Here is a 24337-nt window from a genome sequence, read left to right as displayed (position 1 = left end):
GCCTGTGCCGGCCTCTTCGCTTGTAGGAGCGGCTTTAGCCGCGAAGAGGCCGGCACAGCCCCTACAAATCCATCGTTCATAAATCAGAACGCTAAAGCCAGATTCTGCTAACTACCGCCGCAAAGGTGATGATTTTAATCTGTGCCCATCAACGCGAAACACCCCGGATTGCTGAAAAATTCATAACCCTTGGGAGCACAGACCATGAGCAAATTCACCTACAACCGCCTGAACAAAGACGACGCTGCCGTACTGCTGGTCGACCACCAGGCTGGCCTGCTGTCGCTGGTGCGCGATATCGAGCCAGACAAGTTCAAGAACAACGTGCTGGCGCTGGCTGACCTGGCCGAGTTCTTCAACCTGCCGACCATCCTCACCACCAGCTTCGAGCAAGGCCCCAACGGCCCGCTGGTGCCGGAACTGAAAGCCCTGTTCCCGGATGCGCCGTACATTGCCCGCCCTGGCCAGATCAACGCCTGGGACAACGAGGACTTCGTCAAGGCGGTGAAGGCGACCGGCAAGAAGCAGCTGATCATTGCAGGTGTTGTGACCGAGGTTTGCGTGGCGTTCCCGGCGCTGTCGGCCTTGGAGGAAGAATTTGAGGTGTTCGTGGTGACCGATGCTTCCGGCACCTTCAATGAGATGACCCGTGATGCCGCGCATGACCGCATGAGCCAGGCGGGTGCCCAACTGATGACCTGGTTCGGCGTGGCCTGCGAGCTGCACCGCGACTGGCGCAACGATGTCGAAGGGCTGGCTGCACTTTGCTCCAACCACATTCCGGATTATCGCAACCTGATGACCAGCTATAACGCGCTGACTGCGGGTAAGTAATCAACCATCAGCAACGCGCACAAAGGCCGGCTCTCTCTTGTAGGGAGCCGGTTTTTTTGTTGCGCTTTGTTCCAGTCGTTGACCTGTATTGGCGGCATTGTTAGCGTTTCACCCGAGCGCGAAGCCAGTTGTCATTCAGCGGCAGTAACTGGATCAGGAACCCCATCGATGGCTGAATCATCAGTGTAGGGTGAGACCTCCACACCCCGGCTTGAGGTGTGCATATGAATATCGAGCATCTGATGGGCCACTGGAAACAGTGGCCCTTTTCTGTGGTTGGTACTGACACCCGTGTCGACGAGGACTCTGTGGGAGCGGGTTCACCCGCGAAGAGGCCGATACAGGCGACTCAGTTCATGGGCTGTGACTCAATCCCATCCAGCAATGCCTCAACCAACCCTTCTGCCATTTCGAGTGCGTTCAGGTTGCTCCAGAACAGGCTCTTGCCTGTGTCATCCAGATGCTCCAAGGCTTTGTAGCCACAGTCATAGGCACCGCGCAGGTATTGGGCGACATGCACCAGGGCATCGTGGGCGGAAACGCCGGGGTTTACGGTGAACAATGGGGGATGGCCGGCATCGCAGCGGCTGAAAGAGCGTTGTGTGGTGTTGGGGAGGGGTGGATCGGGGACGATTCTTTTCATGGCAATTCCTTCTCCAGGATTGAACTGCAACCACCCGTTTCCACGCAGAAGGCGGCAGTTGTGCGCGGGGTGGAAAACCGGTGAGAAGGCAAGCCGGTAGGCCAAACGGCCTCACGCGCACAACTGCCATAACGGCAGCCCTTCATCACATCCGGGTTTCCACACCCGATCGCTGAACCGACAGCGACCCGGTCAGCCTAGAGAGCAGGCCTTCCTTGGACAATCAGACGGGCGTCGACACGGTGTGTAGGATAATTCCTTGGGATTGGCGTGAACGTAGGAAATGGTTCGCGGGGAAGTAGGACCCAGCTGAGAACTAGACGATTTGTGATGGTTTTTGTGAGTTCGCGTAATGGCGGCGAGGTGATCGTCAGGAAATTGCATGATGGCTTCCAGGTGCCTGGCGATAGTTTTTGGGCGCCCATGAGATCGAGCGCCGCCCGCGCGGCGCTTCGCGGGTAAACCCGCTCCTTGTTTGTTTCTGGCCAGTCCCTCCTGTGCCAGGCGCGCGCGACCGCCTTGTTTGTACGACGCGATATCGAGGCGTGCGCCAGAGGGGCTCGCGTGCGCGTCCCACAGGAATAATTGGCCCGAAACAAATGTAGGAGCGGGTTTACCCGCGAAGCGCCGCGCGGGCGGCGCTCGATCTCACAGGCACTACAACCCTCAAGGCATGCGCCAAAAGGCCTCAGTCCGCATCCGAATCAAACAACCGCTCCAGCTCCACCCGCGCCTCCTTGCCCGTCTGCATCACCTTGGCCCGGTCATCACGCACTTGCCCCTGGGCCTCCAGCACCTCTTCGTCATGCTGGGTAAACCGTGCAATGCGGTCCGCCGCCTGTTCATCGCTCAGGCCCAACCCCACCAGTGCCCGGCGGGCCATTTCCAGGCTGGAGTGGTATGTCTCGCGAATCGGCTCGGCGCCCACATCCGCCAGTTTGTGCACGTGCTGGCGGTTACGCGCGCGGGCCAGCACTTTCAGGTGCGGGTACAGGCGTTTCACCCGTTCAGCGCTACGAATGGCGGCTTCCGGGTCATCGATGGTGATGATGAAGTACTCCGCCTCACCCACCTTGGCCGCATGCAGTACTTCGGGGCGCAGCGGGTTACCGTAGAACACCGGCACCTGTTCGAACATACGGGTCATCTCGATGGCATCCACCGAGGTTTCCAGGGCAACGAACGGGATTTTCTGTGCCCGCAGGATACGCGCGACGATCTGGCCCATGCGGCCCATGCCGGCGATTACCACCCGCGGCGTGCCGGCGTCGATGGCCTTGTAATGGTCGGGCACTTCACGCACTGGCTGCGCGCGTTTGAGGGCACGGGCGCAGCCAATCATGAGCAGCGGGGTGATGGCCATCGAAAGAGTAATGGTCATCAGCAGCAGGTCGTAGGTCTGGGTATCGAACAGGCCCTGGTCCTTGCCCAGCTTGAACACCACAAAGGCAAACTCGCCGCCGGCGGCCAGCACCATGCCCAGTTGCAGCGCGCTGGCGCCGCTCAGGCCGCCGACCAGGCGTCCGGTGCCGACCAGCAGCACCAGCTTCACGGCCACCAGCAACAGGGTCAGGCCCAGCACCACCAGCGGCATCTCCAGCAGCAGGTGCAGGTTTGCACCCATCCCGACGCTGATGAAGAACAGCCCCAGCAGCAGGCCCTTGAAGGGTTCAATCTGTGATTCCAGCTCGTGGCGGTATTCCGAGTCTGCCAGCAGCAGGCCGGCGAGGAAGGCGCCCAGGGCCATGGAAATACCGGCTTGTTCCATGAGCCAGGCGGTGCCGATCACCACCAGCAGGGCGGTGGCAGTGGACACTTCCGGCAGGCCGGTGCGAGCCACGGTGCGGAACACCGGGCGCAACAGGTAGCGGCCACCGATGATGACCACGGCGATGCTGGCGAATACCTTCAGCCCATTCTCCAGGCTGTCGCCACTGCTGGTTTCCGGGCCAGTGGCGGCCAGCAGTGGTACCAAGGCGATCAGCGGGATCGCGGCGATGTCCTGGAACAACAGGATGGCGAACGCCAGACGGCCGTGCGGGGCATTGAGCTGTTTGTTCTCTGCCAGGCTCTGCAGGCCAAGGGCGGTTGACGAAAGCGCCAGGCCCAGACCGAGCACGATGGCCGCGGGCAGCGTCTGGCTGAAGCCGAACAGGGCGATGGCGCCGATAACCGCGCCGGTCAGCAACACTTGGGCAGTGCCAACACCGAACACCGACTTGCGCATCAGCCACAAGCGTTTGGGCGACAGCTCCAGGCCGATGATGAACAGCAGCAAGACCACGCCCAGTTCGGAAATGTGCGCCACCCTTTCTGTGTCGTGGACCAGGCCAAGTGCTTGCGGGCCGATGACCACACCGGCGAGCAGGTAGCCGAGCATGGCACCCAGTTGCAAGCGCTTGGCCAGGGGGACGGCGAGGACGGCGGCAAGCAGGAAGATCACCGCGGTTTGCAGAAGGCTGCCTTCGTGTGGCATTGGCTCTTACTCCATGAGCTGCCGGGGCAGCGTTCGAACAGTTTGACGGACAATTCTGAGGGGTAGGGTGGCGTCAGACAATCATCTAACGGGAAGAAACATTGTCCTGTTCAGGGTGACAATCGGTGCCGGCGCTTATCTGGGCTCAAGGCCTGTGCTATCTCTGTGGGAGCGGGCGCGCCCGCGAAGAAGGCAGCGCTAATCCGACTGTTCACCGCCACCAAACTGTGCCCGATACTGCGCCGGCGTCATGCCAATTCGCTCAAAGAATACCTTGCGCATGTGTCGGTCACTGCCAAACCCGCACTGCGCCGCCACCACCTTCATCGGCAGGTCACCGCATTCGAGCAGCTTGCGCGCACGGTCGATGCGCGCATTCTGCAGGTACTGCAGCGGCGTAATGCCCACCTCGCGCAGAAACGTCCGGGCAAAGTTACGCCCGCTCATGGCCACCAGTTCGGCCATTTTCTGCACGGTGAACGCCTGCTCGATGTGGTCGACGATATAGGCCTGCACCCGGGCAATCGGCGAGTCATCGCGTGGTACCGCAGCCAGCAATGGCCCGTAGGGTGTCTGCCCACCCTGACGGTGGCGGGCTACCAGCAGTACCTTGGCTACTTCCAGGGCCAGCGCCTTGCCATGGTCCTCGGCGACCACCGCCAGTGCCAGGTCGATCCCTGCAGTGATACCGCCCGAGGTGATCAGGCAGCGGTCCATCACGTAAATCTGCTCGGTCTCCACCTTGGCTTCGGGAAACGCCTGTGCCAGGCGCTCCACGTAATTCCAGTGGGTGGTGCAGCGATAGCCATTGAGTAACCCGGCCCGCCCCAGCAGGAACACCCCGGTGCAGATGGCACCGAAGCGCTTCGCCTGGCGTACGGCCTTGGGCAGCCAGCGCTCGATCCCTGGCAGGGCGATGTCATAGGCCCCAGGGCCGCCCGGCACCAGCAACAGGTCGACGGCCTCCGGCAAGTCTTCCAGGCGCCGGTCGGCCACTACCTTCAGGCCGCATGAGCCGCGTACCACCGCCTGCCCCTCGGCCAAGGTCAGCAGCCGATATTGCCGTGCTGCAGGCAAGAACCGGTTGGCGATGGCAAATGCATCCATGGGACCGGTGACATCCAGCAGTAGCACATCATTGAACAGCACCATGGCCACGGTGCGGTGGGCGGGTTTTTCCTGCATACCTCTTTCGCCTTGAATGCCGGCCGCGGTTAGCGGCCAGAAGCTGAATACGAAACGCATCTTAAGGTATCGGCAAAACGCCCAGGGCCAGCAGCGCACAATTAACAACAATTCAGGTTTGGCTCAGGACTTCGTCATGTGCCGGGGGCGAGACTTTCCGTATTGAACAGGAGAGTCGCCATGTACCCTGGGACGCCCGAAGCGCCGCTGCAAACCCCCGGCGCACTCACGCCCGCGCGGCTGCGCCGGGCCAAGGAGCTGATGTTGCATAGCCCGTTGTCGATCATCGAGATCGCCGCGGTATGCAACCTTACCCGCAGCCATTTTTCCCGCGCGTTCAAAGTCAACACCGGCCTTTCGCCGCAGGCCTGGCGCCTGCTGGCGCGCATGGAAAAGGCCAAGCGCTTGCTTGCCACCGAGGCGCCTATCACCCACGTGAGCCTGGAATGCGGCTTTTGTGACCAGGCCCATTTCACCCGTGCTTTCAGCCGCCTGGTCGGCCAGCCACCCAAGGCCTGGCGGCAGGCGCAGACACTTTCTTAAGCCAATGCTATCCACCGGTATAACCCCTGCGGACAGTGCCGGCCCGTTATCCCAACCCAAGGAGTCACCCCATGAGCCAACCCGATTACAAGCGCCTGAACAAAGACGACGCCGTGGTGCTGCTGGTCGACCACCAGACCGGTCTGATCTCGCTGGTGCAGGATTTTTCGCCCAACGAATTCAAGAACAACGTGCTGGCCTTGGGCGACCTGGCCAAGTTCTTTGGCCTGCCGACCATCCTCACCACCAGCTTCGAGCAAGGCCCGAATGGCCCGCTGGTGCCCGAGCTGAAAGAGATGTTCCCGGATGCGCCGTACATTGCCCGTCCCGGCCAGATCAACGCCTGGGACAACGAAGACTTCGTCAAGGCAATCAAGGCCACGGGCCGCAAGCAACTGATCATCGCCGGTGTGGTGACCGATGTGTGCGTGGCATTCCCGACCCTGTCGGCGCTGGCGGAAGGTTTTGAAGTGTTCGTGGTGACCGATGCCTCGGGCACCTTCAACGAAACCGTGCAGCAAGCGGCTTGGGTACGCATGACCCAGGCGGGTGCGCAGATGATGAACTGGTTCTCGGTGGCCTGCGAACTGCACCGCGACTGGCGCAACGACATCGAAGGGCTGGGTAACCTGCTTTCGCAGCGTATCCCCAACTACCGCAACCTGATGAACAGCTACGCGGCGCTGGCCTCGCGTTGATGTAAACCTGTACTGGCCTCTTCGCGGGTAAACCCGCTCCTACAGCCGCGCCGACCGTAGGAGCGGGTTTACCCGCGAAGAGGCCGGCACAGGCTATGCGTGACTCACAGGCAGACTGAAACGAATCCGGCATCCACCCAACTGCGACACCAGCGCCTGCAGCTGCCCGCCGTGGGCCTGAGCGACCGAACTGCAGATCGCCAAGCCCATCCCCATGCCACCGGTCTTGGTGGTATGAAACGCATCGAATACGCGCTCACGCTCGTCCGCCGCGATCCCCGGCCCGTTGTCGTCCACGCAGATCTCCACCTCGTCCTCGACTACCGCCGACGTAATCTTCAGCACCCCGTCACAGCGATATCCCGCCAACGCTTCCAGGGCATTGGTAATCAGGTTGAACACCAGCTGCTGCAACTGCACCGGGTCGGCTGTCACGCACACCCCGGCCTTCAACCGTGTCTGCACATCCACCTTGCCCTTGGCGGCGTCGGCCGAGGTCAGGCGCACCACCTCGCGGATCAATTCGTCCAGCTTCACCGCCTTGAGTTGCATCGGTGACTGCTTGGCCAGGGACCGCAGCGCCCGCACGATGTTGCCGGCCCGTTCGCTGTCGTTGCGGATGTCTTCCAGGCCGGCAATCGCTTCTTCCAGGTCGGGTTTGGCGCGTTTCAGCCAGCGCAGGCTGGCCGCGGCATTGGAGGCGATGCCCAGGAGCGGCTGGCTGATTTCGTGGGCGATGGACGCTGACAGCTCATTCATCGCCTGCAAGTGCGCACTGCGCGCCAGTTCCGCACGCGAGCGGCGCAACTCAGCCTCCATCTGGGTGCGGATCTGGTTTTCCTCGGCCAGGCGCGTGTAGAACTTGGCCGTTTGTAGCGACACCGCTGCCTGCGAGGCGAGGATTTCCAGCATGGCCAGGCGCTGACTGCCGAACAGGTTGGGCACGAGGCGGTTTTCCAGGTACACCAGGCCGATCAGCACGCCCTGGATCACCAGCGGCAGGCACAGCACCGAGCGGGCGTTGCGCGCCTGCAGCTGTTGGCGGAAGGCCTCCGGGCACTCACTGAGGGCATCGTTGAGCACCAGCGGTTTGCGGGTGCGCATGGTGGTGTTGATGACCGACAACGGTGCCTGGGTCATGAACTTCTGGCAGTTGTCCATGCTCACGTGCAGCCCGGCATCGTCGATATAGGCCAGGGCGGCCATCTGGAACTCGGCGCCGCTTACAATCAGCAGCGCGCCATGGTCGGCACCGGAGTGCTGGGTCAGATGGCCCATCAGGGTTTCGATCAGGCCTTCGAGCAGCACTTCCTCGGACAGCGCCCGCGCGGCTTCGATGCCGGCTTCGAGGTCCAGCCTGGCCTGGTGGGTGGCGCGATAGGTCTCCTGAATCGGCTGGGTACGCAAAAACGGATGCAACGTCTCCAGCTGGTGCACCTTGCCGGTCGCGCCCCAGATGTGGAAGCAGTCGCGGGCAATGCGCAGGTGCAGGTTGGCGCCCGAGATCAGGCCGCTGGGGATGCACACCTCGGCCAGCTGTTCATGGGCCAGCGCCTGCTCGTGGATGAAGCCGGCAGCGGTGGCGGCGATTTGCGCCTGGTCGAAGCAGCGGATCGCGGCCAGGCCGTCGCCTTCGAGCTTGGCGATGACGCCCTCGATCAGCAACTGCTTGCTGCGGAAGGTGGCCGGGTTGAAGCCGGCCCAGCGGCTGAAGCGCTCGCGCAGGGCCTGCAGCTCGCGCAGCTTGTCGGCAAGGCTGCCGTGGGCCTCGGGGCTGCCCAGGGCCAGGCCGCGGAACAGGTGATAGTCGGCCAGGTTGATGTGCGCCGGTGCGGCCCAGGTGTTGTCGCCGGCCAATGCCAGGTCGCGCATGGCCTTCGGGATATTGCCCATGTAGAAGGCGCACATGGCGGCGAACAGGTGTTGGAAGAACCGCGTGGTGGGCGACCTCGAGGCGGTGGCCGGGGCGGGGCAGGGCATGCCGCTCAGGTTGGCGACGAACGCTTGCTGGGCCAGCAGGATCTGCTCGATATCGCCGTAGCCGTGGCGACGCACAGTGGCCAGGCCTTGCGTCACTTCCTCGACCACGTCCGGCAGGTAGCGGCCCATGAACAGCGAATCTGAAACCAGATGGTTGCAGGCATAGCAGCTCATTGCCAGGTCACCGCTCAGGCGCGCCGAGTCGACCGCGTCCAGCGCGGTACGTCGGGCGAATTCCATGGGCGAGGTCCAGGCGCTGACCTGGTCCAGGGCCAGCAGCGCGCTGGTCAGATCAGCGTCGAAACCGTGCCGTTCGATCAGCTTGAGCGCGGCCAGGCAACAGGCATGGCCATCATGGTAAGCGCCAAAACGCTCGGCAATCATCACGCCGTACCAGGCCATGCCGTAGGTGCTGCCAGGGGCAACGCCGTGCAGTAGCGACATCTCCATGAGCTTGGCCAGGTGCAGGAAGCAGATGTCGTCCTTCACGAAGAAGGATGATGACAGAGTGGCCAGCAGGCTGATGGCAACCGTCACTTCCTCCGAATCGGTGCGCGGCAGTGACTCCAGGCAATGCCGGTCCTTCTGTTCGATCAACGCCTGCACATGGGCATGACTGGCCTCGACCTGTTGCCAGTCGAGGCCCCGCACCGGGCTGATACCCAGCAAGTCCAGGCCGGCCAGGGCGCTGTCGATAGCCGCCTGATAGTCACCGCGCGAGGTGTACAGCAGTGCCTGCAGCCGGCACGCCCGCGCCTGGTCCAACACCGAGCGGGCACGCTGGCGGCATTCAGTGAGACGGGCCTCGGCCGCGATCGTGCGTGACAGTTGCATGTCGCACTCCGTCGCCATGCAGGCGATGGCAAAGCCATGCGTGGCGCGGCTTTCCAGCGTGGCGCTGTGCTGCAGCAACTGCTCGGCGGTGTGCAGGTAACCAGCGGCCTGCTCGAAGGTGCCCGCGTCGCGTGCGCATGATGCGGCTTCGCGTAAAAGCTGCAGGAACGCTTCGCAGTCATCCGCTGCAAACCCGCATGGGGTGGCGCGTTGTAGCTGGCTGGCGAGCTCGAACAACACCTCGTGCGTTCGCCCTGGCCAAGCCTGGCGCATGGCCAGGGCGATACGTGCATGCAGCGAGGCGCGCTGGTGCACGGGCGTGAGTGCATAAGCGGCCTCCATCACCCGGTCATGAGTGAAGCCCAAGCCGTTCTGGCCCGGTTGCAGGAAGCCAGCGCCAATCAAGGCTTTCAGGGGTTCGCCTGGCGGTTGGGCGAGCACTTGCCGAAGCAGGTGTTCATCGCAGTGGCTGCCCGCTGCGCTGACGACCCGCAACAGGTCGCGTTGCGGTGCCGGCAGGCGCTCCAGGCGGTGGACCATCAGGTCGGCGACATTGTCGGAGTAGCAGTGCCGGGCCACGGCCTGCAGGCACCAAGACCAGCGCATGGCCTGGGTGTCGAAGATGAACAGCTGGTCTTCGACCATGGCCCTGAGGATCTGGTTGATGAAAAACGGGTTGCCCGCCGTCTTGCCATGCACCCGTTCGGCCAGTTGAAATGCGGCCTCGGGGGCAACATGGAAGCGCTCGCCAATCAGCTCGGCCACCGCCCCAACGGCCAGCGGCCGCAGGTTCAGCGTGGTGCTGCGCACCGCTGCGGGTATGGCCAGCGTTGCGCTGGTGGTGGGCGTATCGTTGCACCGGGTAAAAATCAGCAGCAGGTTGGCCGGCGCTTCAGCCAGCAGTTGGGCCAACAGGTGCCGAGTGGCGTCGTCGGCCCATTGCAGGTCGTCGAAGAACAGCACCAGCGGTTGGCCAGGCCGGCTGAAAACCTGCAGGAATTCAATGATCGCGTGCAGTTCCTTCTGCAACGCAAGGCGCGTGGGCTTGGCGGGTAATTGGGGCAGGGGGCCGAGAATCAGTTGCAGGTCCGGGGCCAGTTTGCCGAGCAGACGACCATGACTTTTGATGCGGCGCTGGATTTCGCGGCGCAGGGTGACGAGGTCCTGACTGTTCTTGGCCAGCAACTGGGTAGTCAGGGCACCGAGTATTTCGATCCAGGGCGTGTAGGGCACTGCTTGGGTGTGGCTGTTGCATTTGCCGACGGCCCAGTAACCTTCGGCGTTGGCCTTGAGAGCGGCTTCGACCAGGCTCGATTTGCCCATGCCAGCAGCGCCGTTGATGACCAGGGCTTGTGGTTTGCTATCGCGATGCAAGGCCTTGAGCAGCAGGGTGATAGCCTTTTGCTCGGCGCCGCGGCCAAACAGGCGCGCGTGGCCGGGCGCTACCGGGTCGGCGCAGCCTGGGGTGAAGGGCGCCATGGATTTGTGGGCGGCCCACTGCCGCTGGCAGTGAGCCAAGTCCACTGCAAGGGCGCGCGCGCTCTGGTAGCGGGCGTCCGGCTCTTTGGCCAAGGCCTTTGCCAGGACCAGGCTGAGGGGGGGCGGCACCTTGCTGTCCACTTCGCTGGCCGCCCGCGGCTGCACACCAGCATGCAGCTGTCGCCAGTGCTGAGTGTCGCGCCCGGCCAGCGGCAGCTCGCCTACCAACAACTGGTAGAGGATTGCCCCCAGGGCATAGATGTCACTGCGTCGGTCGCTGCTGCTACCGTGCGGGCAAACCTGCTCCGGCGCCAGGTAGGCCCAGTTGCCGAGCGGGGTGCCCTGTTCGCTGATCCGCTCTGCTGGGTCGGCACGAAAGAAGCCCAGGCGCACCCGCTGGTGGGCGCGCAGGTACACATGTTCAGGCTGCAATGTACCGTGCAGCACATTGCGTTCGTGCGCTTGCGCCAACGCATGGGCAGCGTTCACCGCGATGTCGAGAAACGGCTCCAGCGCCGCAGGGCCTTCAGCGATCAGGTCGGCGACTGAGCGCCCGGCCGGGTACACCAGCAACGGGCCTTCGGCCGAGCGCACGAACGCCGAGGGGATCACCGCCCACTGCGGGTCCAGTTGCAGGCGGTAGTCACGTTCCAGGCGCTGACAGGCGGAAGGAGCCTCGAGCGGCGCGCGCACGGCGATCCAGGCCTGATTTGTGGCTGGGTCGCGCAGGCGGAAATAGCTGAGTTCACCTTCCTGGCCCAGCGCGCTGATCTCGCACCGCTTCAGCCAGCCCTCGTCGATTGACTGGTCGTAATCGATGGGCCTGTGGGCAAGGCGTTCATCGAGCATAAAGCACCCCCGCTAGCGACATCCTGAGGCGCGAGTATACGCAGCGGGCCCAGCATGGATGCGGGTTACAGCCTGCTTGGCAGGAACGGGCACGCTGTTGTCCGTTATCGTCCCCTTGGGGCAGGCGGGCTTTTGTATAGTCCTTGGGCCAACCTATCCCTCGGGATAATTGTCTGAACGCCAACGCTGGCCTAGGCTGCCCAGGGCAGCGAAAACGCCCGTGCCCGCGCGAGGAAGCCATGATCCGAATAGGCAATGCCCAGGTGTCGCTGGAGCGGCGCGAAGTCTTTGTCGATGGCAAGCCGATCCTGTTGGGTGGGCGTGCTTTCGACGTGCTGGCCACGCTGATCAGGGCCAAGGGCCGCGTGGTCGGCAAGGACGAGTTGTTCAGCCAGGTGTGGTCCGGCACGGTGGTCGAGGACAATAACTTGCAGGTTCAGGTGTCCTTGCTGCGCAAGGCCTTTGGCGACCGTGGCCTGATCCAGACCGTGCCGCGCCGGGGCTATCGCCTGGCCGCGCAGATCAGCCTCGAGGAGCCTGGTGAGGCATTGGGCAGGTCGTTGCTGCGCAGCCTGGTCGAGACTGTCGAGCCGCTCGATGAGCGCGTGAATGTGCCGGTGTTGGTGGTGGATGACGACTCGTCGGTGCGCACCGCGTTGGGCCGGCTGTTGCGCTCGCAGGACATCCCGCACCACTTGTTTGCCAGTGCCGAGGCGCTGTTCGAGGCCCGCCTGGAAACCCCCTGTGCCTGCCTGCTGCTGGACATGCACTTGCCTGGCACAAGTGGCCTGGAGGTACAGGATGCACTGTGCCGGCTGGCGCTGCCCTGGCCGATCGTGTTCATGACTGGTTTCGGCACCATCCCGATGACCGTCCAGGCCATGCGCGCCGGGGCGGTGGAGTTTCTGACCAAGCCGTTCGATGAAGACCAGTTGCTGACCCTGTTGCAGACAGTGCGCGCCCGGGCCGTGGCCGAAGGCCGCAAGTGGCTGCAGGCGCGGCAGGTCGAGGAAAAGTACCAGCGCCTGACTCAGCGTGAGCGCCAGGTCTTCTCGCTGGTGGTAGGCGGCTTGTCGCACAAGCAGATCGCCAGGCAGATCGGCACCAGCGAGGTGACGACCAAGGTGCACAAGAAGAACATCATGAACAAGATGCAGTCCCGCTCGCTGCTGGAGCTTGCGGCCATGCACAACCTCCTCGGAGCGCGGTCTGCGAGCCTGGGCGGCGCATGAGCAGAGGGGTGTGCATCGTCGACGACGATGCCTCGGTGCGCAAAAGCCTGGCCAACCTGCTGCGCTCGGCGGGGTTCGAGACCTTGTCGTTTTCCGCCGGGCACGCATTCCTGGCTTCGCCACTGGCGGGCGAGGCGGGTTGTGTGTTGCTGGACCTGAAGATGCCGGGAATGAGCGGGCTGGAGGTACAGCGTGAGCTGGCACAGCGGGGGTGGCGCTTGCCGGTGATCTGCATGTCGGCACATTGGGACGATGGCTCGGTACGGGCAGCGATGGGCCTTGGGGCACTGGCCTGCCTGGGCAAGCCGTTTTCTGAAGAGGTGCTGCTGAAGGTGGTTGAAGAGGCTTTGGCTGGCGGTCAGTGAGGTATGGCTGTGCCGGCCTCTTCGCGGGTGAACCCGCTCCTAACAGGGGGGCATCACAACCCTGGCAATCTAACTGCTCCCCGGTCGGTACTGCAGGGCCTCGGCCAGGTGCGCCCGGCCAATCGTCTCGCATCCCTCCAGGTCCGCCAGTGTCCGCGCCACCTTCAACAACCGGTGCGCCGCCCGTAGCGACAAGGTCAGCCGCTCGCAGGCCCCTTCCAGCCAGACCTGATCCGCCGCTACCAACCCACAGTGGTGCCTTAAACCTTCAAGGTCGAGAAATGCATTCGCACACCCTTGTCGCCTGTGCTGCAGCTCCCGCGCTTCAGCCACCCTGACGGCGACATCGGCACTGGTTTCACCGCAAGGCTGGTTGTTCAATGTAGTGCTCTCGCGAGCCACGGTCAGGTGCAGGTCGATGCGGTCCAGCAGTGGCCCGGACAGCTTGTTGCGATAGCGCGCGATCTGCTCGGTGCTGCAGCGGCAGCGGCCAGTGGGGTCGCCCAGGTAGCCGCAAGGGCAGGGGTTCATCGCCGCCACCAGCTGGAAGCGCGCGGGGAAACGCACTTTGTCGCGGGCACGGGCAATCACGATTTCACCTGACTCCAGTGGCTCGCGAAGCACTTCCAGTACGCGCCGCTCAAACTCCGGAAGTTCGTCGAGAAACAACACGCCGTGATGGGCGAGCGTGATTTCACCTGGTTGCGGTCGGCTACCGCCACCGACCAGCGCCGGGCCGGACGCAGAGTGATGGGGGTGGCGAAAGGGTCGCTGTGGCCAGCTGTTCAGCGGCGCTTTCCCGCTGACCGACTGGATTGCCGCCACTTCCAGCGCTTCGTGCTCGTCCAGCGGTGGCAGCAGCCCGGGAAGGCGGCTGGCGAGCAAGGTCTTGCCGGTGCCGGGCGGCCCGGTGAATAGCAGGTTGTGCGCCCCGGCCGCAGCCAGCAGCAAGGCGCGCTTGGCTGCCAGTTGGCCCTGCACTTCGCTCAAATCCGGGTAGGGGCGTTGCTGCAGGATCAGGCCGTTGGCAGCGTAGGGCGGCAGCGGCACCTGGCCGTTCAGGTGGGCGACCAACTCCAGCAGGTGGCCCACCGCATACACCACCAACCCGCCCGCCAGGCTGGCTTCCTCGGCGTTTTCCCGTGGTACCACCAGCGCCCGGCCTGCTTCGCGTGCCGCCAGTGCCGCAGGCAGCACGCCCTGCACCGGGCGCAATTTCCCCGACAGCGCCAGTTCGCCCAGGCATTCCATATCGACCAGGGTGGCAATCGGCACCTGGCCGTCGGCGGCGAGGATGCCCAGGGCGATGGCCAGGTCATATCGGCCGCCATCCTTGGGCAGGTCGGCGGGGGCGAGGTTCTGGGTAATGCGCCGCTGCGGGTACTTCAGCCCGGAGTTGACGATGGCGCTGCGCACCCGGTCCTTGCTTTCCTTGACCGTGGTTTCCGGCAGGCCGACCAGGGTGAGATGAGGCAGGCCGTTGGCCAGGTGGGTTTCGACGCTGACCGCCGGTGCCTGCACGCCTACCTGGGCGCGGCTGTGGACGAGGGCTAGGGACATGAACGCTCCGTTGTTGCTGGAAAATGCCGCTTCCTGCGGCTGGGCAAAGAATAGCCAGTGCTGCCAACGCCGGCGCAACAAGTGTGCGTCGTGGTTTTTCAGGGCAGGGGTTTTCCCTGCGTTTTCATGTGCTTCGGCAAAAATGGATCCAATAGGCTTTGCGCAGGCGTCAGGTATGACTTAGTGTTGTTGGGCAACCGCAGTTGCCATGGGATGGCACTGCGTCTTCTTTCAAATGGACTTGAGGTATTGCACCGTGCAAATGCCCACCCGCACGCACCAGGTAATGCGCGAACTGGTGCAGGCCAGTGCATTCGTTGAACTCAACCGCTTTTTCGACAGGCTTGAGGCTCAGTGGCGTCAGGCCCCGCCCGGCGAGTTCCCGGCCTACCTGGCGGCCATTGAAGGGCACATGCTGCTCGACCAGGAAAACCAGAGTGACAGGGCCCTGAGCCAAGTGCTCAGAGCCTGGATCGACGCGTGCCCCAGGGCTTACCACCCACAGGTGGTAATGGGTATGCACTGCTTCCACCGGGCCTGCCAGGTGCAGGTTGATGGCCAGCGCAACGCTGCACGCTTGCTGGCTGTCGCGCAAATTTGTGAATCCGCCACCGCGCACCTGTTGCGTGCAATGGACCGCTCTGCGCACCCCGTGGCAGCGGCCATTGGCATGCTGCGCATCAGTGCGCAGTTCCATGAGCCTGGTTGGTTGCTGCAACTGTTTCAGGGGGAGCCTGCACGCTTCAGGCCCAGTGCCCATGCCGATGTAGAGGTACAGGAAGCTGCAGCGCCGTTGCTGGTGAGGCATGGGCTGTTGCCCTTGGCCGAGCTGCCACAGGCGCTGCCGCGCTACCTGGGCAAGCGGGTCGACCATGAAAACGAGGACCCTCGCTATTACTGGCTGCGCCATGCGCTGATCGCCCGCCCCGGCTGCTTCGAAGCGATCCAGGCCCTTGCTGTGTACCTGCTGCCCCGCTGGGGCGGCAGCCTCGATGCGTTCGAGCTGTTGATCAGTGGCCCGTTGTGCGCAACCTGGGACGAGCGTTTGCGTAATGCGCTGCACTGGATGGCCGTCGAAGGCCGGCTGATGCTGCCACAGGCTGATCCGTTGCAGGCCGTCGCCGACTGGCAGCACGTGTTCGAAGACTGGTCACAACGCCCGTTGAGGCCCAGGGAACGTGCTGTCGTTCTGGCATGGCGGGGGGCACTGCGCAGCAGGGTATCGGGCGACCATGCTGGCGCTATGCGCGACTTTGCCGCGAGCTTGGCGTGCAATGCCGATCTCGGCGCCATCCGCGCCATGGGCGTGCCGTTTCGCTGTTTGGCCGAGCTGATACTGCGCAATGGCATGGCAGATGAGAGGCAACTGTTACACAGCGCCATTGAGCGCCTGTGTGACGGCCGTTCACATGCTGCTGCCTGTGCATTACGCGCTGTCGGGCACCGTTTCGGGCTGTGGGCGCTGCCACGCTCGGCCGAGCAGGCAAGGCTATGGTTGCAACGGGCGGTGAGTCGCCAGTTCGCGGGTCAGGCACCGGGGTTCGAAGTGCTTGAAGTGGCGCGATTGCTGTGGGCAGCCAACCGGCATGAAGTGGCCTGCTATCTGTATGAACGCTGCGCCGAACTGAACCTGCCGGGTGCTGCCCTGGCCTTGTATGAGCTGCACCATGGCGGCATGGCCAACACCCCGGCGCATTACCTGGATGACGAGGCAGCCGGCTACTGGCTGCAGCGTGCGGTGGAGGCGGGCAGCAGGCAGGCCAAGTACAACCTGGCCTGCCTGCGCATGGACGGCGATGAGGATCTGAACGAGCGCAGTGCCATGCTGGCGGTCAGGCGCCTGCTTGTCGACGCGCTGGGCAACGGGCAGACCAACGCGTGTGCGCGGTTGCACCTGGGGATTTTGTTACGCCGGTTTGGTGAGGCGCAGGAGCGAAGTGAGGCGGTTGCTTACCTGCTGAGCCTGGTCGAGCACCCGGACCCGTGGCTTGCAGGGCGTGCCAGCGCCGAACTGGGGCTGGCCTGGATGCAGGGGCGTGGCACCCGCAAGCAAAGCCGCTTTGCCGCCATCCAATGGGTCAACCGAGCGGCCAGCTTGCAACCAAGGGATTCGGCCATTGGTGATATCCAGGCCCAGATCCTCAATTCGCACAGCCGGGTGAAGACGTTGTTTACTCAGTGCGGGGCGGCATTGTTCCGCGGCACACTGCATGCAAGTGAACTACCACCGAAACAGGCCTTTACCCATGCCGAGTCGTTGCGGGTTCAACCTGCATCGGACGGGCTCAGGCGCGCACATAAACCCAGGCTGTCAGGCCCGATGCAAGGGTGACTGCGACGCGCTTGTAGTCGGCAACTTCATAGCGGTCCGCCGCTGCCAGTTCGTCTTCGCTGATCTGGAAGACCATGCCGGCCACGCTGTCGTTGGCCTGGCTGCTGGGGGAAACGATGGGGTGATGAGACTTGCCGCTGGTCGCCAGTACGCCTGGGTCGGTGATCTCGACCCAGTCCAGGCGGTAGCCCGGCATACGGTCGGCCTGGCCGTTCAGCTCACGGCCAAAGTTGGCCAGTTGCACGGCTTTATCCTGCAAGGTGCCGTAGGAAAACAACAGTACCGGGTATGCGCTGGAGGGCTGCATTCATTCATCCTGTGAAGTTGGGTTCAGCCGGGCTTCCAGCTCGGCTACCTGTTTTTCCAAGGCCTCGAGGCGTGCGCGGGTGCGCGCCAGTACGACCATCTGGCTGTCGAATTCATCGCGGCTGACCAGGTCCAGCTTGCTGAAGGCGCCTTGCATCAACACTTTGAACTGGCTTTCCAGTTCCGCACGGGGCTGGGCGGCATCGCTGCTGAACAGGCGCGAGGCCTGTTCGCTCAGGGCATCGAGAAGGGCTTTGGGCGGGAGCATGGGGCTGTCCACTGAAACGGAGAAATGGCCGCCAGTGTAGCACGCACAAACCTGGCGCCTGAGTGCACATTGGCCTTCGTAGGAGCGGGTTTACCCGCGAAGAAGACACCGCGGTGGATGGCACGGGCTTCGCCCGTGTTCGCGGGCAAGCCCGCTCCCAGCGATCGCGCCAACTTTTAGAAATTGAGCAAGACAGTTGCTCCCACAAAGAATTATCTGCGGTTTCTAATCCGTTGCACATTTTTCGCGCAGCTTGCCCCGCTGCTGCGCACCGAAATTGTGCATGTTTCCCATGCTGGCGACTGGCCAATCCCGACCAAATCACATAACGCGCTGTTTTTCGGCGCTTTGTCGGAACTGGCAAGGTTTCTGCAAAGACCTGTACGAGCCATGCACTGAAGCAGTTCCTTGTGACCAGGCAGTGCGCACGCGGAGCCGGATGCCGACGACGCGTTACAAAGCCAACCGCTGCGCTTAGACTTGAGACGGGTTTGTTTTCCTGGGGCAAGTCCACCAAATCGGGAGAGAGTTTCATGAAGCTAGTCACAGCCATCATCAAGCCGTTCAAGCTGGACGACGTGCGCGAGTCGCTGTCGGAAATCGGCGTGCAGGGCATCACCGTCACCGAAGTCAAAGGTTTCGGTCGGCAGAAGGGCCACACCGAGCTGTATCGCGGTGCTGAATATGTGGTCGATTTCCTGCCCAAGGTGAAGATCGATGTCGCCATCGATGACAAAGACCTTGATCGGGTAATCGAAGCCATCACCAAGGCAGCCAACACCGGCAAGATCGGTGACGGCAAGATTTTCGTGGTGAATCTGGAGCAGGCGATCCGCATCCGTACCGGCGAAACCGATACCGACGCGATCTAAGCAGCAAAAAAGCCTCACCAAACCCAACGCCCCAGGAGAAAACAACATGACTCTGCGTAAGATCGCAGGGCTAGGAGCCCTATTGTCCCTCGTAATGCCCGGGCTTGCCCTGGCAGAGGAAGCTGCCCCAGCGCTTAATTCCGGCGACACCGCCTGGATGCTGACCGCAACGGCGCTGGTGCTGTTCATGACCATTCCGGGCCTGGCCCTGTTCTATGGCGGCATGGTGCGATCCAAGAACGTGCTGTCGGTGATGATGCAATGCTTTGCAATCACCGGCCTGATGAGCATTCTCTGGGTCGTCTACGGCTACAGCATGGCCTTCGATACCGCCGGTATGGAAAAGGGCGTGCTCAACTTCAACTCCTTCGTTGGCGGCTTCTCCAAGGCCTTCCTCAGCGGCGTCACGCCCGACAGCCTGACCTCGGCCACCGCGCTGTTCCCTGAAGCGGTGTTCATCACCTTCCAGATGACGTTCGCCATCATCACCCCGGCGTTGATCGTCGGTGCCTTTGCCGAGCGCATGAAGTTCTCGGCGATGCTCGTATTCATGGGTATCTGGTTCACCCTGGTGTATGCGCCGATCGCCCACATGGTGTGGAGCGGTGACGGTGCCCTGATGTGGGACTGGGGCGTACTGGACTTCGCCGGCGGCACCGTGGTGCACATCAACGCCGGTATCGCAGGCCTGGTCTGCTGCCTGGTACTGGGCAAGCGCAAGGGCTACCCGACCACGCCGATGGCCCCGCACAACCTCGGCTATACCCTGATGGGTGCAGCGATGCTGTGGATCGGCTGGTTCGGTTTCAACGCAGGCTCTGCTGCCGCCGCCAACGGTACTGCCGGCATGGCCATGCTGGTCACTCAGATCGCTACCGCCGCCGCCGCCCTGGGCTGGATGTTCGCCGAGTGGGTCGGTCACGGTAAGCCAAGTGCTCTGGGCATCGCTTCGGGCGTGGTTGCTGGCCTGGTCGCCATCACCCCGGCTGCGGGCACCGTCGGGCCGATTGGCGCGCTGATCATCGGCCTGGTTTCGGGTGTGCTCTGCTACTTCTGCGCCACCACGCTCAAGCGCAAGCTCGGCTATGACGATTCGCTGGATGCCTTCGGCGTGCACGGTGTTGGCGGCATCATCGGCGCCATCCTCACGGGTGTATTCGCGGCTCCGGCGCTGGGCGGCTTCGGTACCGTCACCGACATCGGCATGCAAGTCTGGATCCAGGCCAAAGGTGTGATTTTCACCGTGGTCTACACCGCCATCGTCACCTACGTGATTCTCAAGGTGCTGGATGTGGTGATGGGCCTGCGGGTCAACGAAGAAGAAGAGTCGGTCGGCCTCGACCTGGCTCAGCACAACGAGCGCGGCTACAACCTGTAACTGCGACGCGGTAAAAACTTGCCCGGCTTGCCGGGCATTTTTTTGCCAGTTTTTCAGCATTTCCCGCACGGCAAACGGTTTATTCGACACGTTCGTGACGTAGGTAAAAAACTTACAAGCCGCAGGGCGTTTATGGTGCTTTGCTTTTTCCACGGGCGCGCTAGAATGCGCGCCGAAGGGTGTTTGACGAGTAGTCCACACACTTCGCCAGCCTTTGCTAGGCTTGCCAATAGCGTGTGGCCAGCAGGGGCTAATGGATTTGTCAGGTCCTGCCAGGAGCAGGGCCTGCTGGGTGCCGCCTCCCATCAGGAGTGCCGACCCAAGGGCAGTGGCCTAACCCACGGCCAGTTGAATTTTCACTGGTGGCTGCCGGTCTACGGCTGCACTGGTCTATAACCAACCTGCTTTTCGCAAGTCATGAGGTAGAACATGAGCGACGACGATCTGGAAAATGATGACCTCGAAGTAGGCGACGAAGACGAGGGTGATGAGGTCCTTGAAGGGGCGGCTGACGACGGCGTGGAAGACGCTGGCGATGACGACAGCAGCCCGGCACCCGTTGCCAAGGGCAAATCCAAGGCAGCAGTCTCGGTAGACGAGATGCCGAGCATGGAAGCCAAGCAGAAAGAGCGTGATGCACTGGCCAAGGCGATGGAAGAATTCCTTTCTCGCGGTGGCAAGGTGCAGGAAGTCGAGGCCAACGTGGTCGCTGACCCGCCCAAGAAGCCAGACAACAAGTACGGCAGCCGCCCTATCTGAGTGGCTGATCGCAAAAAAGCCCGCCGTCGCTGCGGGCTTTTTTGTGGGCGTCAGGAAATAAGAGAAATTTCCCACAAGTATAAAGGATGTATCTGATAGATCTTCTTTGCGATGCCAGGCAAGCATCACGCTTCAAGCCTGGAGGACTTATGGACAAATTGGTTCGTCGTCGCGAGCTTCGCAAGGAAGACTTGCCTAAGGTGGAAGACCCTTTCTTTGCTGAGGGGAGAGTAAAGCGTGCGCTCAGAGGCTGGGAGTGCTTGCACGGTAAGACAGAGTTCCTGAGAGATTGCGGCTTCACGCTCGGGCAAGTGCTCTCTGAGCCAGATCTGGAAAGGGCAGTAAAAGAGATCAGAGACGGCAGGTGGCTGTTTTTGCCCAACGATCCAACTAGGCCTATGAGGCTCGATGATCACTTCGGCGCGGCGCAATGCTTCCCTATGCCTGCGCAGAGTAATAGGCTGGCTGAAAACGAAAAAGGTCCCGGTAAGTGGCGCACCATCGACATCGATTATGACGGATTGAAAAATACATTTTCCATGCTGCAGAACCGCCTTGGCTCGCTAGGTGACGAGGGTCGTATTTTCGGTTCGGAAGGCAAGGATTATGACAACACTTCGCGCGTCGTGACCCAGCAGTGGGTTCCCCTTGATAGTCACGAAGATCACTTGGTATCGCGATCTGTCATTCATCGCTATGGTGAGCTACGGGCTATCACCCAGCGGTACTTAGAGGGAGAGGACAAGTGGCAGATCAGTGGAAAGTCTTGGCACTGGCAACCGGTCCTTCCTTTTGAAACCTATGAACACCGAGAAAAAAAATGATGCCCGCCGGACGAAAAGTAGAGGGGTGGGTAATGCGGTTTTGGGGAGGGCTGGATGCCCTTTATCTATTGCTCTACGTCGTAGGAAGTATTCGGCGTGGGCATTTCCCGGTAGTTACGGACCTGCAGAACACGCTGAGCATTTGGAGCGAGCAAGGCTTGCTCACTGTGGTACTTATGGTGATCAACCTCGTTATGCAGGCGTCGATCATTTTCAGCGCGGCGCTTTTGCTGGGCGCTCGAAAGGCGGGTATTTATGTTGGGTTAGCGCAAATACCTTGGCGGCTGCTGTTCGCTGTTCCGTCGTTTTCGGTGCTGTTGGTATGGGCTAGCTTGGTACCTGACTACAATCCGTGGCTGATGCTCGGTTTGATTGTTATTTCAGAGTTCATCAAAGGCGGCATATTGATGTGGTTGCTGCGTCGTCAAAACATGCAGCGCAGGTTTGCTGGCGGCTAAGCAAAGTAGCACGCCGTCGCTGCGGGCTTGGTTTGGGTTGCCTGTGCCGGCCTCTTCGCGGGCATGCCCGCTCCCACAGGTTCACCACAGGGTCCAGGGCCTGCGCGGTCCCTGTGGGAGCGGGCGTGCCCGCGAATGGGCCGCAAAGCGGCCTCCGTCAGCGCCAGCGCGCGAGCACGTCGGGCAGCTGCGACAGGCGCTGGATTTCGGCATCCGGCGCCTGATCGCCAGTCCAGGCCTTGCCCTGCGGGTTGAACCACACCGCGCGCAAACCGGCGCGCTGGGCACCGGCAATATCATCGCCAGGGTGATCGCCAATATGAACCGCCGCACCCGCGTCCACCTCGCCGCGGCGCAACGCTTCAAGGAATGGTGCGGGGTCTGGCTTGCCAATGCCCAGGTCCTCGGCGCACAGGGCAAAGCGGAAGTAATCGGCCAGCCCCAGCCGGCTGACGTCGGCATTGCCGTTGGTGACCACCCCCAGGATGTATTGATGGCGCAAGATCTCAAGCACCGGTTGTACCTCTGGGAAGATCTCCACCTGGTGGCGCGCATGCAGGAACACTTCGAAGCCTTCGTTGGCCAGCGCCTGTGCGTGCTGCTCGCTGTAGCCGACCTCTTCCAGGGCATGGAACAGCACGCGCCTGCGCAGGGCGCTGATGCGGTGCTTGAGGCCGGGCTCTGCTTGCACCAGGCGCTCGCGGATGGCGAACAGGTGTTCCACCGGCACGCTACCGAGGGTTGGTGCGTTGGCTTCGAGCCAGTCGCGCAGCACGACTTCCGCGGTGGCAATCACCGGCGCGGTGTCCCACAGGGTATCGTCGAGGTCGAAGGTGATCAGCTTGATGCTCATGAGTCTGTGCCTTTGCTGCGTTTGGCCCGAGGGTGGGCGCTGTCGTACACCGCGGCCAGGTGCTGGAAGTCCAGGTGGGTGTAGATTTGCGTCGTGCTGATGTCGGCATGGCCGAGCATCTCCTGCACCGCGCGCAGGTCCTGGGATGATTCCAGCACATGGCTGGCGAAGGAATGGCGAAGCATGTGCGGGTGCAGGTGTTGGCCCAGCTCACGCTCACCGGCAACCTTTACCCGCAGCCTCACTGCCCGGGGGCTGATGCGATTGCCCTGGCGGGTAATGAACACTGCCCGGTCGCGTGGGTTGCCGATGCCGCGCAAACGGTACCAGGCCTGCAACGCCTCGCGAGCCTTGCGACCCACCGGCAGTACGCGGGCTTTTCCACCCTTGCCCAGTACCTGCACCAGGCCGGCGGCGAGGTCGAGGTGATCAAGATCGAGGTTGGTCAGTTCCGATAGGCGTAGGCCCGAGGAATAGAACAGTTCGAGGATCGCCTGGTCACGCCGGGCGATGAAGTCGTCGTCGACGCCACCATCGAGCAGCTGCAGTGCGCGGTCGGTATCCAGTACCTTGGGCAGCCGCCGCTCACCTTTGGGCGCGCTCAGGCCGTTGGCCGGGTCGTGCTGGCACAGGCCTTCGCGGTTGAGGTAGCGGTACAGGCCGCGCACTGCCGACAGTAGGCGTGCCAGGCTGCGCGGAGATTGGCCATGGTGGTGCAAGCGGGCGATCAGCTGGCGCAGCTGCTGGATTTGCAGCGCCTGCCAATCGGCAATGCCGTGTTCTGCGCAGTAGGCGATGACTTTTTCCAGGTCGCGACGGTAGCCCTGCGAGGTGTGCTCCGACACCTGGCGCTCGTTGCGCAGGTGTGCGCAATAAGCCTCCAGCTGGCGTTTCATCAGCGTACCGGGCGCAGGGTCTGGGTAACGCGTGGCACAACGCGGCCGAGCACCTCGGCGATATAGCCGAGGAAAAGGGTACCGACGCTGCTTTTGTAGTGTTGCGGGTCGCGGCTGCCGATGGCCAGAACCCCATGCAGCCCTTGGTACTCAAGAGCTGCCACGGCGCTGGAGCCTACTTCCCGGCGCTGTTCTTCACCGAACAGGAACGCCAGCTCGTGCTCGCGCAGGTTGCCACTGACGGTCTTGCCACCGCCCAGCAGGGCACCGATGGCTTGCTGCGCCTCGGCATTGCTGACCCAGCGCCCGACCGGCGCGACGTTGTCGCCGAACAGGATCAGGCTGACGAAGGGCACCTGGAATTCCTGGCGCAGGCTGTCTTCGACCGCCATTACCACTTCTTCCAGGCTGCCGGCATCGAGCAGGTCAAGGATCAGCCGGCGGGTCTTGTCGAACAGCCGGTCGTTGTCGCGGGCCACGTCCATCAGTTGCGACAGGCGATGGCGCATTTCGATGTTGCGGTCACGCAGCAGCTTGAGCTGGCGTTCCACCAGCGACACGCTGTCTCCTCGCTGATGCGGGATGTGCTGTTCGATCAGCAGCTCGTCGTGCTCGGCGAAGAAGGTGGGGTGGGCGCGCAGGTAGGCGACCACCGCTTCGGCATCGAGCTCGGCGGACTGCTTGGGTACAACCTTGGGCTGATCGGTCATGGC

21 protein-coding genes are annotated in these 24337 nt (G+C 62.6%); 11 read left to right on the top strand and 10 right to left on the bottom strand.

Features of this window, described 5'->3' with window-relative positions; all coding sequences use genetic code 11:
• Window positions 1-204: 204 nt before the first annotated feature.
• Window positions 205-834: an isochorismate family cysteine hydrolase YcaC gene (gene ycaC, locus N5D53_RS05380; protein WP_129931891.1), complete on the top strand. Its 630-nt coding sequence runs from the start codon at window positions 205-207 to the stop codon at window positions 832-834.
• 349 nt (window positions 835-1183) lie between these two features.
• Here ycaC (N5D53_RS05380) and N5D53_RS05375 read toward each other — a convergent pair whose 3' ends face one another.
• From N5D53_RS05375 to N5D53_RS05365, 3 genes are all read right to left on the bottom strand, one after another.
• Entirely contained in the window at window positions 1184-1477 is a 294-nt protein-coding gene (locus N5D53_RS05375; RefSeq protein WP_012054079.1) for a hypothetical protein, read from the bottom strand.
• Between the two features lie 688 nt (window positions 1478-2165).
• Window positions 2166-3953, bottom strand: a complete 1788-nt coding sequence (locus N5D53_RS05370; protein ID WP_104962806.1) for a monovalent cation:proton antiporter-2 (CPA2) family protein — start codon at window positions 3951-3953, stop codon at window positions 2166-2168.
• A gap of 198 nt (window positions 3954-4151) precedes the next feature.
• A complete protein-coding gene (locus tag N5D53_RS05365; protein WP_014592824.1) occupies window positions 4152-5138 on the bottom strand; it encodes a GlxA family transcriptional regulator in 987 nt (328 codons plus the stop codon).
• A 180-nt stretch (window positions 5139-5318) separates the two neighbouring features.
• Between N5D53_RS05365 and N5D53_RS05360 the strand changes: the two genes are divergently transcribed.
• Together N5D53_RS05360 and ycaC (N5D53_RS05355) are read left to right on the top strand one after the other, a co-directional pair.
• Window positions 5319-5681 carry an AraC family transcriptional regulator gene (locus N5D53_RS05360; RefSeq protein ID WP_020192890.1) on the top strand — a complete coding sequence of 121 codons (363 nt, stop codon included), beginning with the start codon at window positions 5319-5321 and terminating at the stop codon, window positions 5679-5681.
• A gap of 71 nt (window positions 5682-5752) precedes the next feature.
• Window positions 5753-6379 (top strand): isochorismate family cysteine hydrolase YcaC, encoded by a 627-nt coding sequence (gene ycaC, locus N5D53_RS05355; protein ID WP_003253573.1) that lies wholly within the window; start codon window positions 5753-5755, stop codon window positions 6377-6379.
• 93 nt (window positions 6380-6472) lie between these two features.
• Here the strand turns inward: ycaC (N5D53_RS05355) and N5D53_RS05350 are convergent, their stop codons facing one another.
• Window positions 6473-11521, bottom strand: a complete 5049-nt coding sequence (locus N5D53_RS05350; RefSeq protein WP_104962805.1) for an ATP-binding sensor histidine kinase — start codon at window positions 11519-11521, stop codon at window positions 6473-6475.
• Between the two features lie 239 nt (window positions 11522-11760).
• On the opposite strand from N5D53_RS05350, the gene N5D53_RS05345 reads away from it, so the two are divergent.
• Window positions 11761-12753, top strand: a complete 993-nt coding sequence (locus N5D53_RS05345; RefSeq protein WP_104962804.1) for a response regulator — start codon at window positions 11761-11763, stop codon at window positions 12751-12753.
• Complete coding sequence (locus N5D53_RS05340; RefSeq protein WP_010955756.1) at window positions 12750-13118, top strand: response regulator; 369 nt, start codon at window positions 12750-12752, stop codon at window positions 13116-13118. Before N5D53_RS05345 ends, N5D53_RS05340 begins: the two co-directional genes overlap by 4 nt.
• A gap of 69 nt (window positions 13119-13187) precedes the next feature.
• Here N5D53_RS05340 and N5D53_RS05335 read toward each other — a convergent pair whose 3' ends face one another.
• Window positions 13188-14678, bottom strand: coding sequence for a YifB family Mg chelatase-like AAA ATPase (locus tag N5D53_RS05335; protein ID WP_190869834.1), 1491 nt, complete (start codon window positions 14676-14678; stop codon window positions 13188-13190).
• Between the two features lie 262 nt (window positions 14679-14940).
• Between N5D53_RS05335 and N5D53_RS05330 the strand changes: the two genes are divergently transcribed.
• Window positions 14941-17010 (top strand): DUF4034 domain-containing protein, encoded by a 2070-nt coding sequence (locus N5D53_RS05330; protein WP_223843616.1) that lies wholly within the window; start codon window positions 14941-14943, stop codon window positions 17008-17010.
• On the opposite strand, the gene N5D53_RS05325 is transcribed toward N5D53_RS05330, so the two are convergent.
• Together N5D53_RS05325 and N5D53_RS05320 are read right to left on the bottom strand one after the other, a co-directional pair.
• Window positions 16964-17317: a gamma-glutamylcyclotransferase family protein gene (locus N5D53_RS05325; RefSeq protein ID WP_020190994.1), complete on the bottom strand. Its 354-nt coding sequence runs from the start codon at window positions 17315-17317 to the stop codon at window positions 16964-16966. The genes N5D53_RS05330 and N5D53_RS05325 overlap by 47 nt on opposite strands.
• Window positions 17318-17584 (bottom strand): accessory factor UbiK family protein, encoded by a 267-nt coding sequence (locus N5D53_RS05320; RefSeq protein WP_014592818.1) that lies wholly within the window; start codon window positions 17582-17584, stop codon window positions 17318-17320. It abuts the gene before it with no gap.
• 533 nt (window positions 17585-18117) lie between these two features.
• On the opposite strand from N5D53_RS05320, the gene glnK reads away from it, so the two are divergent.
• The 5 genes from glnK (at window position 18118) to N5D53_RS05295 (ending at window position 21875) form a co-directional block, all read left to right on the top strand.
• Window positions 18118-18456: a P-II family nitrogen regulator gene (gene glnK, locus N5D53_RS05315; protein ID WP_002555808.1), complete on the top strand. Its 339-nt coding sequence runs from the start codon at window positions 18118-18120 to the stop codon at window positions 18454-18456.
• Between the two features lie 46 nt (window positions 18457-18502).
• Window positions 18503-19834, top strand: a complete 1332-nt coding sequence (locus tag N5D53_RS05310) for an ammonium transporter (protein ID WP_010955751.1) — start codon at window positions 18503-18505, stop codon at window positions 19832-19834.
• Between the two features lie 429 nt (window positions 19835-20263).
• Window positions 20264-20593, top strand: coding sequence for a transcriptional regulator SutA (gene sutA / locus N5D53_RS05305; protein ID WP_003253643.1), 330 nt, complete (start codon window positions 20264-20266; stop codon window positions 20591-20593).
• 149 nt (window positions 20594-20742) lie between these two features.
• The gene (locus tag N5D53_RS05300; RefSeq protein ID WP_190869836.1) at window positions 20743-21417 is read left to right on the top strand and encodes a hypothetical protein; all 675 of its coding nucleotides are present in this window, start codon (window positions 20743-20745) and stop codon (window positions 21415-21417) included.
• The gene (locus tag N5D53_RS05295; RefSeq protein ID WP_190869837.1) at window positions 21414-21875 is read left to right on the top strand and encodes a hypothetical protein; all 462 of its coding nucleotides are present in this window, start codon (window positions 21414-21416) and stop codon (window positions 21873-21875) included. The genes N5D53_RS05300 and N5D53_RS05295 overlap by 4 nt, the downstream gene beginning before the upstream one ends.
• 157 nt (window positions 21876-22032) lie before the next feature.
• On the opposite strand, the gene N5D53_RS05290 is transcribed toward N5D53_RS05295, so the two are convergent.
• From N5D53_RS05290 to N5D53_RS05280, 3 genes are read right to left on the bottom strand one after another with little or no spacing between them, the layout of a single operon-like run.
• Window positions 22033-22728 carry an HAD-IA family hydrolase gene (locus N5D53_RS05290; RefSeq protein ID WP_010955750.1) on the bottom strand — a complete coding sequence of 232 codons (696 nt, stop codon included), beginning with the start codon at window positions 22726-22728 and terminating at the stop codon, window positions 22033-22035.
• Window positions 22725-23624: a tyrosine recombinase XerC gene (gene xerC / locus N5D53_RS05285; RefSeq protein ID WP_064491273.1), complete on the bottom strand. Its 900-nt coding sequence runs from the start codon at window positions 23622-23624 to the stop codon at window positions 22725-22727. Before xerC ends, N5D53_RS05290 begins: the two co-directional genes overlap by 4 nt.
• On the bottom strand, window positions 23624-24334 hold the full coding sequence (locus N5D53_RS05280; RefSeq protein WP_014592815.1) for a DUF484 family protein: 711 nt from the start codon (window positions 24332-24334) through the stop codon (window positions 23624-23626). Before N5D53_RS05280 ends, xerC begins: the two co-directional genes overlap by 1 nt.
• Window positions 24335-24337 lie beyond the last annotated feature (3 nt).

This window comes from Pseudomonas sp. GD03862, assembly GCF_029840855.1.
GTDB classification, from domain to species: domain Bacteria; phylum Pseudomonadota; class Gammaproteobacteria; order Pseudomonadales; family Pseudomonadaceae; genus Aquipseudomonas; species Aquipseudomonas alloputida.
Note: the sequence above shows the minus strand (reverse complement) of the source record. Positions and strands in the feature narration are given on the sequence as shown.

What these genes read in the sequence shown, in the direction of transcription:
- N5D53_RS05310 (WP_010955751.1), top strand. Translation starts at nt 18,503, where the DNA reads ATGACTCTGCGTAAGATCGCAGGGCTAGGAGCCCTATTGTCCCTCGTA.
- N5D53_RS05365 (WP_014592824.1), bottom strand. Translation starts at nt 5,138, where the DNA reads ATGCAGGAAAAACCCGCCCACCGCACCGTGGCCATGGTGCTGTTCAAT.
- N5D53_RS05300 (WP_190869836.1), top strand. Translation starts at nt 20,743, where the DNA reads ATGGACAAATTGGTTCGTCGTCGCGAGCTTCGCAAGGAAGACTTGCCT.
- N5D53_RS05290 (WP_010955750.1), bottom strand. Translation starts at nt 22,728, where the DNA reads ATGAGCATCAAGCTGATCACCTTCGACCTCGACGATACCCTGTGGGAC.
- ycaC (WP_129931891.1), top strand. Translation starts at nt 205, where the DNA reads ATGAGCAAATTCACCTACAACCGCCTGAACAAAGACGACGCTGCCGTA.
- glnK (WP_002555808.1), top strand. Translation starts at nt 18,118, where the DNA reads ATGAAGCTAGTCACAGCCATCATCAAGCCGTTCAAGCTGGACGACGTG.
- sutA (WP_003253643.1), top strand. Translation starts at nt 20,264, where the DNA reads ATGAGCGACGACGATCTGGAAAATGATGACCTCGAAGTAGGCGACGAA.
- N5D53_RS05295 (WP_190869837.1), top strand. Translation starts at nt 21,414, where the DNA reads ATGATGCCCGCCGGACGAAAAGTAGAGGGGTGGGTAATGCGGTTTTGG.
- N5D53_RS05330 (WP_223843616.1), top strand. Translation starts at nt 14,941, where the DNA reads ATGCCCACCCGCACGCACCAGGTAATGCGCGAACTGGTGCAGGCCAGT.
- N5D53_RS05370 (WP_104962806.1), bottom strand. Translation starts at nt 3,953, where the DNA reads ATGCCACACGAAGGCAGCCTTCTGCAAACCGCGGTGATCTTCCTGCTT.
- N5D53_RS05375 (WP_012054079.1), bottom strand. Translation starts at nt 1,477, where the DNA reads ATGAAAAGAATCGTCCCCGATCCACCCCTCCCCAACACCACACAACGC.
- N5D53_RS05320 (WP_014592818.1), bottom strand. Translation starts at nt 17,584, where the DNA reads ATGCTCCCGCCCAAAGCCCTTCTCGATGCCCTGAGCGAACAGGCCTCG.
- xerC (WP_064491273.1), bottom strand. Translation starts at nt 23,624, where the DNA reads ATGAAACGCCAGCTGGAGGCTTATTGCGCACACCTGCGCAACGAGCGC.
- N5D53_RS05335 (WP_190869834.1), bottom strand. Translation starts at nt 14,678, where the DNA reads ATGTCCCTAGCCCTCGTCCACAGCCGCGCCCAGGTAGGCGTGCAGGCA.
- N5D53_RS05340 (WP_010955756.1), top strand. Translation starts at nt 12,750, where the DNA reads ATGAGCAGAGGGGTGTGCATCGTCGACGACGATGCCTCGGTGCGCAAA.
- ycaC (WP_003253573.1), top strand. Translation starts at nt 5,753, where the DNA reads ATGAGCCAACCCGATTACAAGCGCCTGAACAAAGACGACGCCGTGGTG.
- N5D53_RS05280 (WP_014592815.1), bottom strand. Translation starts at nt 24,334, where the DNA reads ATGACCGATCAGCCCAAGGTTGTACCCAAGCAGTCCGCCGAGCTCGAT.
- N5D53_RS05360 (WP_020192890.1), top strand. Translation starts at nt 5,319, where the DNA reads ATGTACCCTGGGACGCCCGAAGCGCCGCTGCAAACCCCCGGCGCACTC.
- N5D53_RS05325 (WP_020190994.1), bottom strand. Translation starts at nt 17,317, where the DNA reads ATGCAGCCCTCCAGCGCATACCCGGTACTGTTGTTTTCCTACGGCACC.
- N5D53_RS05345 (WP_104962804.1), top strand. Translation starts at nt 11,761, where the DNA reads ATGATCCGAATAGGCAATGCCCAGGTGTCGCTGGAGCGGCGCGAAGTC.
- N5D53_RS05350 (WP_104962805.1), bottom strand. Translation starts at nt 11,521, where the DNA reads ATGCTCGATGAACGCCTTGCCCACAGGCCCATCGATTACGACCAGTCA.